The sequence below is a fragment of the Nonomuraea montanisoli genome (genome assembly GCF_013363975.1).
Lineage (GTDB): Bacteria > Actinomycetota > Actinomycetes > Streptosporangiales > Streptosporangiaceae > Nonomuraea > Nonomuraea montanisoli.
This window is the reverse complement of the sequence record NZ_JABWGN010000002.1, coordinates 78993-95710: the sequence shown is the minus strand read 5'-3', so window position 1 is coordinate 95710 and position 16718 is coordinate 78993. Positions and strand designations below refer to the sequence as shown.

The following is a 16718-nucleotide window of genomic DNA, read 5'->3' as shown; positions in this document are numbered from 1 at the left end:
GGCCGCCGAGCACGGTCGGCGATCGGCGGCCCGGGACCGCTCCGGCGACCTCACCCGACGGCGCGGGCCCGGTCGATGAGGCGGGCCAGTTCGGACACCATCGGGTCCTCCGCGCTCTCCGCCAGCCGCCTGGCGTGCTCCCCCAGCACCGGCAGGTCCAGCCCGAACGCCTGCCTGTCCCGCATGAACACGGCGAAGGCGGCGGCCACCACGTCCACCTGGAGCCTGACCGGCGCCTTGTCCCAGATCGACGGGGCCAGGGCGTCCACGTCCACCGACCGGCTCGCCTCCGCCGGGGCGCGCGTGTCCGGGGCCTGCCAGCGCACGGTGGCCTGGGCGAGCTGGCCCGTGGCGCCCGGCCTGAGGCGGACGCTGTAGAGGGCCGTCACGGCGTGGCCGGGGCCGATCTCGCCGCCGTCGCGCGTGTCGTCGCGGAATCCGTCGGCCGGCATGACCCGGTTGTCGTAGCCGAGGAGCTGCTGGCTCTCCACGACCGACGGGTTGAAGGCGACCTGCGCCTTGGCGTCGCGGGCGCGCAGCTCGATGGTGGTGGGCAGCCGCTCGGCGAAGACCTTCGCGGCCTCCTCCCGGGTGCTGACGTACACGGCGGCGCCGTCGCCGTTGTCGGCGAGCTGTTCCATCAGCTCGTCGCCGTAGTCGCGGCCGACGCCGACCGTGAGCAGCGTGACCTGCCGGCCCGCGTACTCCTTGACCCGGTCGAGGATGGCCTGCCAGGCGGTGGCGCCCTGGTTGGCCAGGCCGTCGGACAGCAGGACGACACGGTTGGTGGCGGCGGGGCGGAACGCCGCGGACGCCTGCTGGTACCCGGTCACCAGCCCGGCCTCCAGGTTCGTGCCGCCCTGGACGGCGAGCCGGTCCACGGCTGCGTGCAGGTCGGGCCGGGCGGTGAGCGGCGTCATCGGGACGAGGGTCTCGGCCGTGTCGCTGAACGCGACGACCGACACCCGATCGCCCGGGGCGAGCTGGTCGATCAGCGTGTGCAGGGACTCCTTGACCAGGTCGAGCCGGCCGGTCTCGGCCATCGACCCCGAGACGTCCACCACGAAGGTGAGGTCGGCGGGGCGGCGGGCGGCGGCGTCGGAGCCGCGCGTGCGCAGGCCCACGCGGACGACGGCCGTGTCGGAGCCGGGCATGCGCGCCCCGTCGACGTGGACGGTGAAGCCGTCGCCGGCGGGCTCGGCGTAGTCCTGACCGAAGGAGTTGACGAACTCCTCGGGCCGGATCCGGGCGGGTTCGGGCCAGCGTCCCTCGCCGAGGGCGCGGCGGGCGTAGGAGTACGAGGCCGTGTCGACGTCCAGGGCGAACGTCGAGATCTGCGCCTCGGCGGCGTCGCGGGCGGCGTCCTGCTCGGCGTCGGCGGCCGTCTCCCGTCTGGCCTTTGCCTCGGGCCGCGCGCGCCGGGTGGCGCGGGGCTGGGCGGGGACGGGCCGGCCGGCCTCGGTCCTGGCGGGCGCGGCGCGGTCGGCGGAGCTCTCGGTGGAGCCCCCGGGCCCGCCTCCGCAGGCCGCGAGAGCAAGCAATGCGACAAGTCCGGCACCTGCCGCCAAAGGGCGTAATTTCACTGCTTACCACCTCCACGCGTATCGACGGTTTCCGTCACCGCGTGGCCGGGCGAGTGATCCAAGCGAGCGCGAACCGCGACCGGGGCGTGATCGCCCGGATCACTCCGTCCCCTCAGCTCCCAGAGATCGTCAGGGCTTCCACGAGGGGTCGCGGCCGAGCTCTCCCAGCGCGCGCTCCAGCGCGGGCGCGCCGGCGGGCACCTCCACCGGCTCGCCGAACGCCCCTCTCTCCCGCCCCATGGGGGCCATCTGGCCGGCGAAGGCGAGCAGCCGCTCCGCCTCCTCCCCGCCCACCTCGTACGGCCGGCCGATCGCCACGGACAGGTCCCAGCCGTGGACGACCAGGTCGCACAGGCTCATCCCGGCGAGGGTCGCCATGGGCAGGCCCATGCCGGGGCTGGTGCCCTCCCACGCCTCCGGCCGGCGCCAGGCGGCCAGCATCCGCTCGGCCCGCTCGCGGAAGTCGCCGGTGTACTCCCCCTGGGGGATCATCTGGCCGCCGGTGGCCAGCGACTCGAACAGCGAAGCCCCCCACTCCAGGTGGGCGATCAGCCCGCGTACGTCCAGCTCGGCGCACGGCGTCGGCAGCGCGAGCTCGTCCTCTCCGATACTGTCCACCAGGTCCGCCGTACGGCCGGCGGCACGCTCCAGGAGGGGCAGCGTCTCGTCCATGGTTCCGTTCATGCGCCCCAGCATGCCAGCCCGCGCTCACCAGTGGAGCAGGACCAGCTCCGCCGAGAAGCCCGGTCCGAGCGCGAGCAGCAGCCCAGGCTGGCCGGGACGGCCGCGCGTGCGCTGCAGGACGTCCAGCACCGAGACCGACGACAGGTTGCCGTGCTCCCGCATGGACTCCAGGCTCACCGCGAACGCCGACACGGGCAGCCCCAGCGCGCCCGCGATCGTCTCGATGACCTTGGGCCCGCCGGGATGGCAGATCCAGGCGCCGACCTGGTCGGGGGTCAGGCCGTAGTCGGCGAGGAACGTCCTGACGTCGCCGCCGACCACCTGCTCGACGAAGCCGATCAGCCCGGGATCCAGCACGACGCGGAACCCGTGCCGGCCGATCTCCCACCCCATGAGGTGCCCGGTGCCGGGGTACAGCTTGCTGCGCGTGGCCACCACCTCGGGTCCCGGGCCGCGCCCGGTGGCCACGACCGCCGCCGCGCCGTCCCCGAACAGCGCCCCGGCCAGGGCGTTGGCGACGGAGGTGTCGTCGCGCTGGAGGGTCAGCGAGCACAGCTCCGCGCAGACGAGCAGCGCGACGTGGGCGGGCCAGCCGCGCAGGTAGTCGTTGAGCCGGGCCAGGCCCGCGGCGCCGGCCGCGCACCCGAGCCCGAACACCGGCACGCGCCTGACGTCGTCGCGCAGCCCCGCCCGCTGGGCCAGCCGGGCGTCCAGCGACGGGGTCGCGAGGCCCGTGCTGGAGCAGAACATCAGGTGGTCCACCCTCGCCGGCGGCACGTCCGCCTTGGCGAGGGCGCCGAGGACGGCCCGCTCGGCGAGGTCGAGCGCGATCTCGGCGTACGTCTCGTTGGCGCGGGTGAAGGAGTCGAGCTTGCCGTAGTCCTCCAGCGCGAGCGCGAGGTGGCGTGCCCGGACGCCGGTGGCGTCGCGGAAGTGTTCCAGGAGGTCCCGGTCGGCCTCGGTCAACCGGGAGAACGCCTCGATGATCTCCGCCTGCTCGTAACGATGATCAGGCAGAACGGTGTGTACCCCCGATATGTGCATGTCCTGTTTCTCCCGCTTTGGGAGGCGGGCTAACATGCGCCCATGGCGATCCCGATCTCGTTGACGCCTCCATTGCCGACCGTCGCGGTGCTCGCGTTCGACGGGATGGGGCCGTTCGAGCTCGGCTGCGTGGTGGAGATCTTCGGGCTGCCGCGGCCCGAGCTCGGGGTGCCCTGGTACGACCTGCGGGTCTGCGCCGAGACGACGCACCCCCTGCATGCCGTGGGCGGGTTCACCCTCCAGGCGGCGCACGGGCTCGACGTGCTGGCCGAGGCCGGCACGGTGATCGTCCCCGGCGTGCCGGACGTGCGCGGCCCGGAGTCGGCGGAGCTGGTCGCGGCACTGCGGCGGGCCCACGACCGCGGGGCGCGCGTGGTGTCGATCTGCTCGGGCGCGTTCGCGCTGGCGGCGGCCGGCCTGCTCGACGGGCGCGAGGCGACCACCCACTGGAAGTACACCGACCTGCTCCAGCGCCGCTTCCCGGCGGTGCGGGTCAACGCCTCGGTCCTGTACGTGGACGCCGGCGACGTGCTGACCAGCGCGGGCAGCGCGGCGGGGCTCGACCTGCTGCTCCACCTCGTCCGCGCCGACCACGGCCCCGGCGTCGCCAACGCCGTGGCGCGCCGCCTCGTCATCGCGCCGCACCGGGAGGGCGGGCAGGCCCAGTTCATCGAGGCCCCGGTACGGCCGGTCGAGGACGACGACGCGGTGGCCCGGGCGATGGACTGGGCCCTGGCCGACCTGGCGCGGCCGATCACCGTGGCCGACCTGGCGCGGGTGGCCCACATGTCGGAGCGCTCGTTCCTGCGGCACTTCCGGCGGCGCACCGGCACGACGCCGCTGAGATGGGTGATCTCGCAGCGGGTGGCGGCCAGCCTGCCCATGCTGGAGGCCACGGCCGCGCCCGTGGAGGAGATCGGGGCCGCGGTGGGGTTCGACAGCCCGGTGACGTTCCGCCAGCACTTCGCGCGCACGATGCGGACGTCCCCGTCGGCCTACCGCCGCGCCTTCACCACCAGAGGCGCCTCGGCGAGGTGACCCCGGCCATGCCCCGGGGAAGGCGTCACAGGCGGTAGTCGAAGGTGTAGGAGTGGGAGCCGTCGGGCGCGATGCTGATCTCCAGCTCGCCGCGGATGCCGCGCAGCTCGCCCGTGCCGGAGTCGGGGGCGACGGTGACGCGCAGCGACGGCTCGCCCCGGTCGCTGGCGGCGATGTGCTGGACGACGAAGCTGCCCTTGCGCCCGTCGAGGGTGCCCTCGATCCGCTCCACCGCCACGTACGAGCGGGAGTCCTCGATCTCGGTCGCCGTGGCCAGCATGGTCACCACGGACGTGGCGTCGAGGTCGCCGTGGAAGGTCTTGGTCAGCGTGATCTGGCCGAGCGAGACGCCGTCGGCTTCGGAGAAGGGCGGCTGGGGAGTCACGCTGTCGATGTCGAAGGTTCCGTGAGCGGTCATGGGTCCAGGATGCCGGTCGTACCTGTCACCTCCTGTCAGGTATGACCGGCGAGCGGAGTCTCACTCCCCCACGACGCGCCGGACGAAGTCGTTGCCGAACTTCCCCTCCGGGTCGTACGCGCGCACCAGCGCCCCGAACCGCTCCGACGGCTCCGGCCACCGGGTGAACAGCTTGCCCCAGTGCGGCCGGGGATCGAAGGGCGCCAGCGTCTCCTCCACCAGCCGCAGGGCCGGGAGCACCGCGTCCCCGTCCTTGACCCAGGTGAAGTGGACGGCGACGCTGTCGCGGCCGTGGAACGGGCTCAGCCACAGGTCGTCGCCCGCGACCGTGCGCACCTCCGAGATCTGCAGCGCGGGCCGGATCGCGTCGCCCACGGCGTACAGCGCGGCCAGCGCCTCGGCCGCCCGCTCCCGCGGCATCGTGAACTCCGACTGCAGCTCGTCGCCCGCGCCGCTCGGCGGCGCGTCGGCCCGGAAGTGCGGCAGCCGCTCGTGCCACGGCCCCGGCACGCCGAGCTGCGCGGTGCAGCTTCCGGCGGGCATGCCGGGCACCGGGTGGCGGGGGCCGCCGGCGGCCCGGGTGCCGAGCCAGTCGCCGTCCGGCAGCTCGGTGAGCCGCTTGAGCCACACCCGGGTGGAGCGCCAGTCGGTGAACTGGCTGACGCTGTAGCCGCCGGCCATGACCTCGTCGAACGGGGCGTCGCGCGGCAGGTCCTCGCGGACGTACTGGCGCAGCTCGAAGGCGGGCACCACGTCCAGCGTGAGCGACGTGACGACGCCGAGCGCCCCGAGCGCGACGACCGCGCCCGCGAAGCCGTCGTCGCCGCGCTCCAGCGAGACGAGCGAGCCGTCGGCGGTGACCAGCTCCAGCCCGCAGACCGCGGCCGCGAGGCTGCGGTTGCCGTCGCCGGAGCCGTGCGTGCCGGTCGCCACCGACCCCGCCACCGAGATGTGCGGCAGCGAGGCCATGGCGGCCAGGGCTAATCCGCGCGCGTGCAGGTCGGCGGCGAGGCGCGCGTAGGTCACGCCCCCGCCGACCCGCGCCCGGGGAGCCCGTCCGTCCCCGCCGCCGTCGATCTCCATGACGTACGGCATGCGGTCGAGCGCGACCAGCTCGCCCACCGTGTCGGCGACGTCGTTGAACGAGTGGCCGCTGCCGAGCGCCCGCACCCGGGCGCTGCCGGCGACCAGCCGCCGCAGCTCCTCCAGCGAGGACGGCCGCCGCACGCCCGACGCGCGGAAGGCCACGTTGCCGGCCCAGTTCGACGGACCGGCGGCCACGACGTCCCGGGTCACTAGAAGCCCTGCGCCAGGCGGTAGTACGCCTGGTTCCAGCGCAGCTCCTTCGCGAACTGCCGGCTCGTCGTGCCGGCGTCGATGACGAGCAGCTCCACGCCCAGCATGTCGGCCAGGTCGCTCAGCTCCTCGGCTCCGACGGCCGTGGACAGCACGGTGTGGTGGGGGGCGCCGGCGGTCAGCCACGACTCGGTGCTGGTGCGGAAGTCGGGCCGGGGCTTCCAGACGGCGCGGGCCACGGGCAGGGCGGGCAGCGGCTCGGCCGGCGGGACGATGTCGATCTCGTTGGCCACGAGCCGGAACCGGTCGCCCATGTCGGCCAGGCCCACGACGACGCCCGGGCCGGGGGCCGCGTCGAACACCAGCCGGACCGGGTCCTCCCGGCCGCCGATGCCGAGCGGGTGGATCTCGCACGACGGGGTGTCCGCGGCGATCGACGGGCAGACCTCCAGCATGTGCGCGCCCAGGATCACCTCCTGGCCGGGCGTCAGGTCGTAGGTGTAGTCCTCCATGAACGAGGTGCCCCCCTCGGGCGCCCCGCCGGCTGACATGGCCTTGAGGGTGCGCAGCAGCACCGAGGTCTTCCAGTCGCCCTCGCCGCCGAAGCCGTAGCCGTCGGCCATGAGCCGCTGCACGGCCAGGCCGGGGAGCTGGCGCAGGCCGCCGAGGTCCTCGAAGTTCGTGGTGAACGCCCTGAAGCCGCCGCCCTCCAGGAAGTGGCGCAGGCCGAGCTCGATCCGGGCCGCGTAGCGCAGCGACTCGCGCCGCTCGCCGAGCAGCTCGGGCGTCACCCGGTAGAGCTCCTCGTACTCCTTGACCAGGGCGTTCACGTCGGCGTCGGAGGCGGCGTCCACGGCCTCGACCAGCTCGTTGACGCCGTAGGTGTTGACCGAGACGCCGAAGCGGAGCTGCGCCTCGACCTTGTCGCCCTCGGTGACGGCCACGTCGCGCATGTTGTCGCCGAAGCGGGCGAGCTTGAGGGTGCGCAGCTCGGCCAGGCCGGTCGCGGCCCGCGCCCACGCCTCGACGCGCTCGCCGACCCGCGGGTCGCTGACGTGCCCGGCGACGGTCTTGCGGGGGACGCCGAGGCGGGTCTGGATGTGGCCGAACTCCCGGTCGCCGTGGGCGGCCTGGTTGAGGTTCATGAAGTCCATGTCGATGGAGCTCCACGGCAGCTCCACGTTGGCCTGCGTGTGCAGGTGGAGCAGCGGCTTGCGCAGCGCGTCGAGGCCGGCGATCCACATCTTGGCCGGCGAGAACGTGTGCATCCACGCGATGACCCCGGCGCACGAGTCGTCGGCACTGGCCTCCAGCATCACCCGGCGGATCGCCGCCGCGTCGGTGAGCACGGGCTTCCACTCCACGGGCACCGGCAGGGCCTCGGCGATGCGCCGGGACTGCTCGGCGACCTGCCGCAGCGTGTCCTCGCCGTACAGTCCCTGGCTGCCGGTCAGAAACCAGATGGTCAACGCGGGCTCCTCTGTCCATAGACGTTCTGGTAGCGGTCGTAGAGGCGGTCGATGTCGTCCTGCCCGATGGTCAGCGGCTCGCCGAGCTGGCGGGCGACGTGCACCGTGCGGGCCACGTCCTCGCACATGACGGCGGCCTTCACCGCGGCCCTGGGGTCCTTGCCGATGCTGAAGACGCCGTGGTTGCGCATGAGCACGGCGGGCGAGCGGTGACCCTTGAGGGTCTCGACGATGCCCTGGCCGATGGAGTCGTCGCCGATCAGCGCGAACGGCCCGACCGGGATCTCGCCGCCGAACTCGTCGGCCATGGCGGTCAGCACGCAGGGGATGGCCTCGCCGCGGGCGGCCCACGCGCTGGCGTAGGTGGAGTGGGTGTGGACGACGCCGCCCACCTCGGGCATGTTGCGGTAGACGTAGGCGTGCGCGGCGGTGTCGCTGGACGGCGAGTGGTCGCCTTCCACGAGGTTGCCGTCGAGGTCGCACAGGACCATGTTCTCCGGCCCGAGCTCGTCGTAGCTCACCCCCGACGGCTTGATGACGAACAGGTCCTCGCCCGGGATCCGGCCGGAGACGTTCCCGGCGGTCCACGCGACGAGGTCGTAGCGTACGAGCTCGGCGTGCAGGTCGCTGACCGTCCTCCGCAAGCGCTGGATCATGAGCCGGCCTCGTTCCTGATCTTCCGCAGGGTGTGCAGCATGCGTCCGTCCCCGAAGTAGTCGTGCAGTGTGCGGTATTCGGCGTAGAGCCGGTCATAGGCGTCGGCCCGGCCCTCGTCGGGCAGGTAGACGTTCTCGCGCCGCGTGCCCATGGCGGCCGCGGCCTGGTCGATGTCGGCGTACGCGCCGGCGGCCACGGCCGCGTGGATGGCCGAGCCGAGCGCCGGGCCCTGGTCCGAGCCGATCACCGAGATCGGGCGGCGCAGCACGTCGGCGTAGACCTGCATGAGGAAGCGGTTCTTCAGCAGGCCGCCCGCCGCCACGAACTCCTCGACGGGCACGCCGGACGCCTCGAACGTCTCGACGATCACGCGGGCGCCGAACGCGGTGGCCTCGATGAGCGCCCGGTAGACGTCCTCGGGCCGGGTGCTGAGCGTCTGGCCGACGATCACGCCGGACAGGTTGTGGTCCACCAGCACCGAACGGTTGCCGTTGTGCCAGTCGAGCGCGACCAGGCCGTGCCGGCCGACCTCCTGGGCGGCGGCCAGCTCGGTCAGGTGCTCGTGGACCGTCCGGCCGCGCTCCTCGGCGGCGCGCGCGTAGGAGGCGGGCACGGAGTTGTCGATGAACCAGGCGAAGATGTCGCCCACGCCCGACTGGCCGGCCTCGTAACCCCACAGGCCCGGCACGATGCCGTCCTGGACCACGCCGCACATGCCGGGCACCTCGGCGAGCTGGTCGGAGGGCATGACGTGGCAGGTGGAGGTGCCCATGATGGCGACCATCTGGCCGGGCCGGACGGCGTCGGCCGCGGCGGAGGTGACGTGCGCGTCCACGTTGCCGACGCAGACGGCGATGCCCTCGGGCAGCTTGGTCCAGGCGGCGGCCTCGGCGGTCAGCCGGCCGGCCAGCCCGCCGAGGGGCGAGATGTCATGGCCGAGCTTGGCGGTGAAGCCGGCGAAGCCGGGGTTGAGCGCGGCCAGGAACTCCTCGGACGGGTAGGCGCCGTCCTGGCGGATGCCCTTGTACCCGGCGGTGCAGACGTTGCGGGTCTCGACCCCGGTGAGCTGCCAGACGATCCAGTCGGCGGCCTCGATCCAGCGCTCGGCCCGCGCGTACACCTCGGGGTCCTCCTCCAGGACCTGCAGGCCCTTGGCGAACTCCCACTCGGAGGAGATCTTGCCGCCGTAGCGGGGCAGCCACGTCTCGCCGCGCTCGGCGGCCAGGGCGTTGATGCGGTCGGCGTGGGACTGGGCGGCGTGGTGCTTCCACAGCTTGGGCCAGGCGTGGGGGCGCTCGGGGGTGTCGTGGCAGAGCGGCGTGCCGTCGGCGGTCGTCGGCAGCACGGTGCAGGCGGTGAAGTCGGTGCCGATGCCGATGACCTCGGCGGGGTCCACGCCCGCGGCGGCCACGGCCTCGGGCACCGCGATCTTCAGCACGTCCAGCCAGTCGTGCGGCGACTGCAGGGCCCAGTCAGGCCCGAGGCGCACGTCGCCGCCCGGCAGGCGGTCCTCGATGACGCGATGGGCGTACTCGTGGACGGCCGTGCCGAGCTCGGCGCCGTCCGCGACGCGCACCACCACGGCGCGTCCCGACAGCGTGCCGAAGTCGACGCCGATCACGTAGCTGCCACTGTTAACGCTCACACACACTCCCCAGGTCGGGTACGGCGCACGCCGCACGAACGGTCAGGTACGGCGCCGCGCCGAGAATAGACGTTGCAACAGGATGAACACGAACAGCAGCAACCCGATGAAGATCTTCGTCCACCAGGAGCTCAGCGTCCCCTCGAAGCTCAGCACGGTCTGGATGAGACCCAGCACCAACACGCCGAGCACCGTGCCGAGCAGGAAGCCGGAGCCTCCGGTCAGCAGGGTGCCGCCGATGACGACGGCCGCGATGGCGTCGAGCTCCATGCCGACGGCGTGCAGGCCGTACCCCGACAGCATGTAGAACGACAACAGCACCCCGCCGAGCGCCGAGCAGAAGCCGCTGATCGTGTAGACCGCCACCTTGGTCCGCCCCACCCGCAGGCCCATGAGCAGGGCCGACTGCTCGCTGCCGCCGGTCGCGTAGACGGTGCGGCCGAGGCGGGTGTAGTGCAGCACGTACGCCGCCACCAGCACCACCACGGCGGCGATCACCACGCTCGGCGAGATCCACAGGTCGGCGAACAGGTCGATCCTGGTCTGCGCGAACGCGGTGAACGTCGGGTCCTCGATGGGGATCGAGTCGGTGCCGATCGTGTAGCACAGGCCCCGGGCCAGGAACATGCCGGCCAGCGTGACGATGAACGGCTGGATGTCGAAGGCGTGCACGATGTAGCCCATCACCAGCCCGAGCGCCGACCCGATGAGCAGCACCAGCGGCACCACCAGGTACGGCGGCCAGCCCGGCCCCGCCATGAGGCTGGCCGAGATCATCGTGGACAGCGCGACGACCGACCCCACCGACAGGTCGATGCCGCCGGTCAGGATCACGAACGTCATGCCGACCGCGACCACCAGCAGGAAGGCGTTGTCGATGAAGACGTTGAGGATCACCTGCCCGGTCGCGAACCCCTCGTAGCGGATGCCGCCCACGACGAACATCGCCACGAAAAGCCCGGCGGTCACGAGCACCGGCACGTACTTGGCGGGCACGGACCGGCCGCGCGCGCCGAGCCGGTCGAGGATGGCCGTCGTCATGCCGTCACCCGCACCTTCTCCTCGGCCGCCGGCCGGGGCGAGGACGGCGGCCCGGCCCGGCGGAACACCTTGTCACGGAACTTCGGCGACTGGAGGAGGCAGACCGCCGCCACCACGAGCGCCTTGACCAGCAGCGTGGTCTCCGGCGGCACGCCCACCGAGTAGATCGTCGTCGTCAGCGTCTGGATGATGAGCGCCCCGAGCACGGTACCGCCGAGGGAGAACCGGCCGCCCGACAGCGAGGTGCCGCCGATGACGACCGCGAGGATGGCGTCCAGCTCGATCCACAGGCCGGCGTTGTTGCCGTCGGCGCTGGACACGTTCGAGCTGATCATGAGCCCGGCGACGCCCGCGCACAGCGCGGCGAAGGCGTACACCGTGATGACGATCCCGCGCGCCCGGATGCCCGCGAGCCGGCTGGCCTCGGCGTTGCCGCCGACCGACTCGATGAGCACGCCGAGGGCGAGCCGCCGGGTGAGGAACGCGGTGACCCCCAGCACGACGAGCACGAGCAGGATGCCGAACGGCACGGTCAGCAGGTAGCCGCCGCCGATGACCTTGTACGACGGGCTGTTGACGGTGATGATCTGCCCGTCGGTGATGAGCTGGGCCAGCCCGCGCCCGGCGACCATGAGGATGAGCGTGGCGATGATCGGCTGGATGCCGACCCCGGCGACAAGGAACCCGTTCCACAGGCCGAGCAGCACGCACAGGCCGAGCGCCAGCACCACGGCGGAGAAGACGCCCCCGTCCTCGCTGATCCGCAGGCACGCCAGCGCCCCGGAGATCGCCACCACCGAGCCGACCGACAGGTCGATGCCCCCGGTGGCGATGACCAGGGTCATGCCGAGCGAGACCAGGATGAGCGGGGCGCCGAAGCGCAGGATGTCGATGAGGCTGCCGTACAGGTGCCCCTCCTTCATCTCGACGGAGAAGAAGGAGGGGGTGAAGAAGAGGTTGACGGCCAGCAGCGCGGCCAGCACGAGCAGCGGCCAGAGGAGTCGCTTCATGCCCGGCCCCCGCTCGCGATGGTCTCCATGAGCCTGTCCGTGGTGAGGGTGTCGTCGTTGGGCAGGTCGGCCACCAGCCTGCGGTCGCGCAGCACGCCGACCCGGTGGCTGAGCCGCAGCACCTCCTCCAGCTCGGCGGAGATGAACAGCACGGCCATGCCGCCGTCGGACAGCTCGGCGACCAGCCGCTGGATCTCGGCCTTGGCGCCGACGTCGATGCCGCGCGTCGGCTCGTCGAGGATGAGCAGCCGCGGCTCCAGGATGAGCCAGCGGGCGAGCACCACCTTCTGCTGGTTGCCGCCGCTGAGGTTGCGCACCAGGTGCTCGGGGTTGGGTGGGCTGATCTTGAGCGCCTTGACGTAGCGGCCGACCAGCTCGTCCTGCTGGTCGCGCGGCACGGGCCGGGTCCAGCCGCGGGTGGCCTGGAGGGCGAGGACGATGTTCTCGCGGACCGTGAGGTCGGGGATCAGCCCGTCCCGCTTGCGGTTCTCGGAGCAGAACGCGATGCGGTGCGCCATCGCCGCCCGCGGGGTGCGCAGCGCGGCGGGCACGCCGCCGACCGCGACCTCGCCGCTGCTCGCGTGGTCGGCGCCGAACAGCAGCCGGGCGATCTCGGTGCGGCCGGAGCCGAGCAGCCCGGCCAGGCCCACGACCTCGCCCTCGTGGATGGTGAGCGAGAACGGCTCGACGGCCCCGGTCCGGCCCAGCTCGCGGGCCTCGACCAGGGGCCGGTCGAAGGTCCTGGCCTCGCCGTGCAGGCGCTCCAGCTCGGCCAGCTCCTGGCCGATCATCTTGGAGACGAGCGTGACCTGGCTCAGCTCGCGGGTGAGGTACTCGCCGACCAGCCGGCCGTTGCGCAGGATCGTCATCCGGTCGGAGATCTCGTAGATCTGGTCGAGGAAGTGGGAGACGAAGAGGATGGCGATGCCCTCCTCCTTCAGCCGCCGCATCACGTGGAAGAGCTGGCGCACCTCGCCCGCGTCGAGGCTGGAGGTGGGCTCGTCGAGGATGAGCACCCGGGCCTCGACGTCGATGGCGCGGGCGATGGCCACCATCTGCTGCAGGGCCAGCGAGTACGACGACAGCGGCGCGGAGACGTCGACGTCGAGCTCCAGCCGCTCCAGCAGCTCGGCGGCGCGGGCCCGCATCCGCTTCCAGTCGATGCGGCCGCGGCGGCGCGGCTCGCGGCCGATGAAGATGTTCTCCGCCACCGACAGGTTGGCGCAGAGGTTGACCTCCTGGTAGACGGTGCTGATGCCCGCCTGCTGGGCCTCCAGCGGCCCGGCGAAGGACACGGTCCGGCCGGCCAGCTCGATCGTGCCCGAGTCGGCGGGGTGGACCCCGGTCAGGACCTTGATCAGCGTGGACTTGCCCGCGCCGTTCTCGCCCATGAGCGCGTGGACCTCGCCCGGCAGCAGCCGCAGGTCCACGCCGTCCAGTGCCCTCACTCCAGGGAACTGCTTGCCGATCCCGCTCATCCGCAGGACCGGAGCGGGTACGTCCAAGGCGGCGCCCCCTCCTGTTCGCGTGATCTGCGATCGGGCCGGCCGGGGCGGCCGGCCCGGTCACCGGGTCAGTACTTGCGGTCGGGCAGCGCGGTCTTGGCCTGCTCCTGGGTGAACGTGGTCTCCTCGGTCACCACGCGGGCCTGGACGCTCTCGTTCTTGACGACCTTCTTGGCGAGGTCCATGAGCTGCGGGCCGAGCAGCGGGGAGCACTCGACGATGTAGTTGATCTTCCCGTCGGCCAGGGCCTGCATGCCGTCGTGCACGGCGTCCACGGTGATGATCTTGATGTCCTTGCCGGGGACCTTGCCGGCGCCCTCGATGGCCTCGATGGCGCCGAGGCCCATGTCGTCGTTGTGGGCGTACAGGACGTCGATGTCGGGGTTGGCCTTGAGGAACGCCTCCATGACCTCCTTGCCCTTGGCGCGGGTGAAGTCGCCCGTCTGCGAGGCGATGATCTTGAACTTGGGGTCGGCCCCGATGACCTCCTGGAAGCCGGCCTTGCGGTCGTTGGCCGGCGCGGAGCCCGTCGTGCCCTGGAGCTCGACGATGTTGACCGGGTCCTTGGCGTCCTTGTACTGCTCGACCAGCCACTTGCCGGCCTTGCGGCCCTCCTCGACGAAGTCCGAGCCGAGGAAGGTCTTGTAGAGGCTGGTGTCCTTGGAGTCGACGGCCCGGTCGGTGAGGATGACCGGGATCTTGGCGTTCTTCGCCTCCTTGAGCACGGTGTCCCAGCCCGACTCGACCACCGGCGAGAAGGCGATGACGTCCACCTTCTGCTGGATGTAGGAGCGGATCGCCTTGATCTGGTTCTCCTGCTTCTGCTGGGCGTCGGAGAACTTCAGGGTGATCCCGGCGGCCTTGGCCGCCTCCTGCACGGACTTGGTGTTCGCCGTGCGCCAGCCGCTCTCGGCGCCGACCTGGGAGAAGCCCATGGTGATCGAGCCGTCCCCGCCGCCCGAGCCGCTCCCGCCCCCGCTGCCGCCGCAGCCGGTCAGCGTCGCGGCGGCGAGGCCGGCGACGACGAGCATCGAGATCCTCTTCAACACGTGGAGTCCTTCTTTCCCTATGTGAGCGCTAACATCAGCGACCTGACGCGAGCGCCGCGCTTCCGTGTTCCCCGATGTCCCCGATATCGCTGAAAGCTGTTCAGGCCCGCGCCGTGCTGGCCCGGGCCACGAAGGAGGGCGGGACGACGAGGCGCTCGCACGCGGGCGGCTCCTCGCCCTCGATCTGCCGGAGGAGCACCTCGATGCTGTTCCTGCCGACCGCGTCGAAGTCCTGCCTGATGGTGGTGAGGGGAGGCGAGAAGAACTCCGACTCGGGGATGTCGTCGAAACCGACGACGCTCACCTGGTCGGGCACCTTCACCCCCTGCTCCGAGAACGCCCTGAGCACGCCCAGGGCCATCTGGTCGTTGGCCACGAAGACCGCGCTGACGCCCGCCATGGACGCCAGGCTGCGGCCCGCCTCGTAGCCCGAGCGCGGGCTCCAGTCGCCGGCCAGCGGCTCCGGCGCCGCGCGCCCGGCCTGGGCGAGCGCCGCCCGCCACCCGGCCACGCGGCCCTCGGCCTCCAGCCAGTCGGACGGGCCCCGCACGTGCCAGACGGTCTCGTGGCCCAGCGAGAGCAGGTGCTCAGTGGCGAGCCGGCCCCCCTCGACCTGGTCCACGCAGACCACCGACACGTCGCCGGCCTCGCCGCCCTCGACCGCCACGATGGGCACGCCGGGCGCCAGGTCGGCCAGGGTCTGGGCCGCCGAGCGCTGCGGCGCGACGACCACGATGCCGTCGACGCCCTGGTCGGCCAGGTAGTCGAGGGCGTCGCGGACGCCGGTCCGGTCGATGGACTTGAGGCTGACGATGCTGACGAAGTAGCCCGCCGCGCGGGCCGCCTGCTCGATGCCGTACACCGTGCTGGCCGGGCCGTAGAGGGTGGTGTCGAAGCTGACCACCCCCAGCGTCCGCGAGTGCTTGGTCACCAGGGCGCGGGCGACGAGGTTGCGGCGGTAGCCGAGTTTGTCGATCGCCTCCAGAACCCGGGTACGGGTCTCGCTGCGCACGTTAGGGTGCTCGTTGAGCACACGTGAGACCGTCTGGTGGGACACTCCCGCCTCACGGGCGACGTCCGCCATGACCGGCATCCGCCGGGCTTGCGACGATCCCACGAGGTGCTCCTTCCCGGCCCTCTCACGCTGGGCCTGGGAAGACTGTGAACGTTAACAATGGGTCCCGTCAAGAGCTCCCGGGATTACGGAAACGTCACGTGCGCGCTTGTGATCGACCGTTCGGGCGCTCTTCCCCTGCGGGCACGGGGTTCCTCACGCGGCGGCGGTCGAGTCCCGGATCACCAGATGGCAGGGCATGCGGTGCACCCCCGGGGTGGCCCGGCCGTCGATGGCGGCGAACAGGTGCTGGGCGGCGGTGCGGCCGAGCAGTTCCAGGTTCATGTCCACGGTCGTGAGCGCGGGGCGCGTCTCGGTGGACAGCACCTCCCAGTTGTCGTAGCCGATCACCGCGAGGTCGCCGGGCACGGAGCGGCCCCGCTCGCGGGCGGCCTCCACGAAGCCGGCCGCGACCTGGTCGCTGCCGCAGAACACCGCGTCCACGCCCGGCTCGGCCATGAGCAGCATCTCGGCGGCGTGCCGCCCCCAGCGCTGCGACCACGAGCCCCACAGCGTCTCGCCGGCCTGCTCGCAGCCGGCCGCCTCCAGCGCGATCCGCAGCCCCTCGGCCCGGTCGCGGGCCGCCTTGTAGTGCCGGGGCCCGGTGACGTGCGCGATCCGGCGCCGGCCGAGGGCGAGCAGGTGCTCCACGGCCATCGCCGCGCCGCCGACGTCATCGGGCACGAACGACACGTCCTCCGGGTCGTCGGAGGGCCCGTAGGCGTACACGACGGGGACCGGCAGGTCCTTGCTGACCGAGGGCCGCGGGTTGGTGCTCTCGCCGACCACGATGATCCCGTCCACCCGGCGCGACAGCAGCGCGCGCAGGTGGTGCTGCTCGCGGATGGCGTCGCCGCGCGCGTCGCACAGCATCACCGCCATCTCCCCCGCGCCGAACGCGTCCTCGGCCCCCAGCAGCACCGGGATCCCGAACCGGCCCACGCTGTCGGAGGTGAGCAGCCCCACCGTACGGGTCTGTCCCGACAGCAGCCCCCGCGCGAGGGCGTTCGGCTGGAACGACAGCTCCGCGGCGGCGGCGAGCACCCGCTCGCGGGTCGAGGCCCGCACGTCCTGCCGCCCGTTGAGCGCCTTGGAGGCCGTGGCGATCGACACCCCCGCCAGGGAGGCCACGTCGTTGATGGTCACGCGCCTACCCGCCATGTTT

General features: G+C 72.4%; 15 protein-coding genes. 1 reads left to right on the top strand and 14 read right to left on the bottom strand.

Features of this window, described 5'->3' with window-relative positions:
• Positions 1-50: 50 nt before the first annotated feature.
• The 3 genes from HTZ77_RS04010 to HTZ77_RS04000 form a co-directional block, all read right to left on the bottom strand.
• Positions 51-1541, bottom strand: a complete 1491-nt coding sequence (locus tag HTZ77_RS04010) for a vWA domain-containing protein (RefSeq protein WP_235994314.1) — start codon at positions 1539-1541, stop codon at positions 51-53.
• 171 nt (positions 1542-1712) lie between these two features.
• On the bottom strand, positions 1713-2267 hold the full coding sequence (locus HTZ77_RS04005) for a TIGR03086 family metal-binding protein (RefSeq protein ID WP_175588066.1): 555 nt from the start codon (positions 2265-2267) through the stop codon (positions 1713-1715).
• 24 nt (positions 2268-2291) lie between these two features.
• The gene (locus tag HTZ77_RS04000; RefSeq protein WP_175588065.1) at positions 2292-3311 is read right to left on the bottom strand and encodes a type III polyketide synthase; all 1020 of its coding nucleotides are present in this window, start codon (positions 3309-3311) and stop codon (positions 2292-2294) included.
• 72 nt (positions 3312-3383) lie between these two features.
• On the opposite strand from HTZ77_RS04000, the gene HTZ77_RS03995 reads away from it, so the two are divergent.
• On the top strand, positions 3384-4349 hold the full coding sequence (locus tag HTZ77_RS03995) for a helix-turn-helix domain-containing protein (protein ID WP_407940477.1): 966 nt from the start codon (positions 3384-3386) through the stop codon (positions 4347-4349).
• A gap of 25 nt (positions 4350-4374) precedes the next feature.
• On the opposite strand, the gene HTZ77_RS03990 is transcribed toward HTZ77_RS03995, so the two are convergent.
• From HTZ77_RS03990 to HTZ77_RS03940, 11 genes are all read right to left on the bottom strand, one after another.
• The gene (locus HTZ77_RS03990) at positions 4375-4767 is read right to left on the bottom strand and encodes a DUF3224 domain-containing protein (RefSeq protein ID WP_175588063.1); all 393 of its coding nucleotides are present in this window, start codon (positions 4765-4767) and stop codon (positions 4375-4377) included.
• 60 nt (positions 4768-4827) lie between these two features.
• Positions 4828-6063: an FAD-binding protein gene (locus HTZ77_RS03985; protein WP_328808404.1), complete on the bottom strand. Its 1236-nt coding sequence runs from the start codon at positions 6061-6063 to the stop codon at positions 4828-4830.
• Positions 6063-7532, bottom strand: coding sequence for an L-arabinose isomerase (araA, locus tag HTZ77_RS03980; RefSeq protein WP_175588062.1), 1470 nt, complete (start codon positions 7530-7532; stop codon positions 6063-6065). Before araA ends, HTZ77_RS03985 begins: the two co-directional genes overlap by 1 nt.
• A complete protein-coding gene (locus HTZ77_RS03975) occupies positions 7529-8188 on the bottom strand; it encodes an L-ribulose-5-phosphate 4-epimerase (protein ID WP_175588061.1) in 660 nt (219 codons plus the stop codon). The genes araA and HTZ77_RS03975 overlap by 4 nt, the downstream gene beginning before the upstream one ends.
• Positions 8185-9810: a ribulokinase gene (gene araB, locus HTZ77_RS03970; protein WP_407940476.1), complete on the bottom strand. Its 1626-nt coding sequence runs from the start codon at positions 9808-9810 to the stop codon at positions 8185-8187. The genes HTZ77_RS03975 and araB overlap by 4 nt, the downstream gene beginning before the upstream one ends.
• A 66-nt stretch (positions 9811-9876) precedes the next feature.
• Positions 9877-10875, bottom strand: coding sequence for a galactofuranose ABC transporter, permease protein YjfF (gene yjfF, locus HTZ77_RS03965; RefSeq protein WP_175588059.1), 999 nt, complete (start codon positions 10873-10875; stop codon positions 9877-9879).
• Complete coding sequence (locus tag HTZ77_RS03960; RefSeq protein WP_175588058.1) at positions 10872-11885, bottom strand: ABC transporter permease; 1014 nt, start codon at positions 11883-11885, stop codon at positions 10872-10874. The genes yjfF and HTZ77_RS03960 overlap by 4 nt, the downstream gene beginning before the upstream one ends.
• On the bottom strand, positions 11882-13390 hold the full coding sequence (locus HTZ77_RS03955) for a sugar ABC transporter ATP-binding protein (RefSeq protein ID WP_235994313.1): 1509 nt from the start codon (positions 13388-13390) through the stop codon (positions 11882-11884). Before HTZ77_RS03955 ends, HTZ77_RS03960 begins: the two co-directional genes overlap by 4 nt.
• A gap of 68 nt (positions 13391-13458) precedes the next feature.
• Complete coding sequence (locus HTZ77_RS03950) at positions 13459-14439, bottom strand: ABC transporter substrate-binding protein (protein WP_328808403.1); 981 nt, start codon at positions 14437-14439, stop codon at positions 13459-13461.
• Between the two features lie 100 nt (positions 14440-14539).
• Positions 14540-15523, bottom strand: coding sequence for a LacI family DNA-binding transcriptional regulator (locus HTZ77_RS03945; protein WP_175588556.1), 984 nt, complete (start codon positions 15521-15523; stop codon positions 14540-14542).
• 186 nt (positions 15524-15709) lie between these two features.
• A complete protein-coding gene (locus HTZ77_RS03940) occupies positions 15710-16714 on the bottom strand; it encodes a LacI family DNA-binding transcriptional regulator (RefSeq protein ID WP_175588057.1) in 1005 nt (334 codons plus the stop codon).
• Positions 16715-16718 lie beyond the last annotated feature (4 nt).

What these genes read in the sequence shown, in the direction of transcription:
- HTZ77_RS04000 (WP_175588065.1), bottom strand. Translation starts at nt 3,311, where the DNA reads ATGCACATATCGGGGGTACACACCGTTCTGCCTGATCATCGTTACGAG.
- HTZ77_RS03975 (WP_175588061.1), bottom strand. Translation starts at nt 8,188, where the DNA reads ATGATCCAGCGCTTGCGGAGGACGGTCAGCGACCTGCACGCCGAGCTC.
- yjfF (WP_175588059.1), bottom strand. Translation starts at nt 10,875, where the DNA reads ATGACGACGGCCATCCTCGACCGGCTCGGCGCGCGCGGCCGGTCCGTG.
- HTZ77_RS03945 (WP_175588556.1), bottom strand. Translation starts at nt 15,523, where the DNA reads ATGGCGGACGTCGCCCGTGAGGCGGGAGTGTCCCACCAGACGGTCTCA.
- HTZ77_RS04005 (WP_175588066.1), bottom strand. Translation starts at nt 2,267, where the DNA reads ATGAACGGAACCATGGACGAGACGCTGCCCCTCCTGGAGCGTGCCGCC.
- HTZ77_RS03990 (WP_175588063.1), bottom strand. Translation starts at nt 4,767, where the DNA reads ATGACCGCTCACGGAACCTTCGACATCGACAGCGTGACTCCCCAGCCG.
- HTZ77_RS03940 (WP_175588057.1), bottom strand. Translation starts at nt 16,714, where the DNA reads ATGGCGGGTAGGCGCGTGACCATCAACGACGTGGCCTCCCTGGCGGGG.
- HTZ77_RS03960 (WP_175588058.1), bottom strand. Translation starts at nt 11,885, where the DNA reads ATGAAGCGACTCCTCTGGCCGCTGCTCGTGCTGGCCGCGCTGCTGGCC.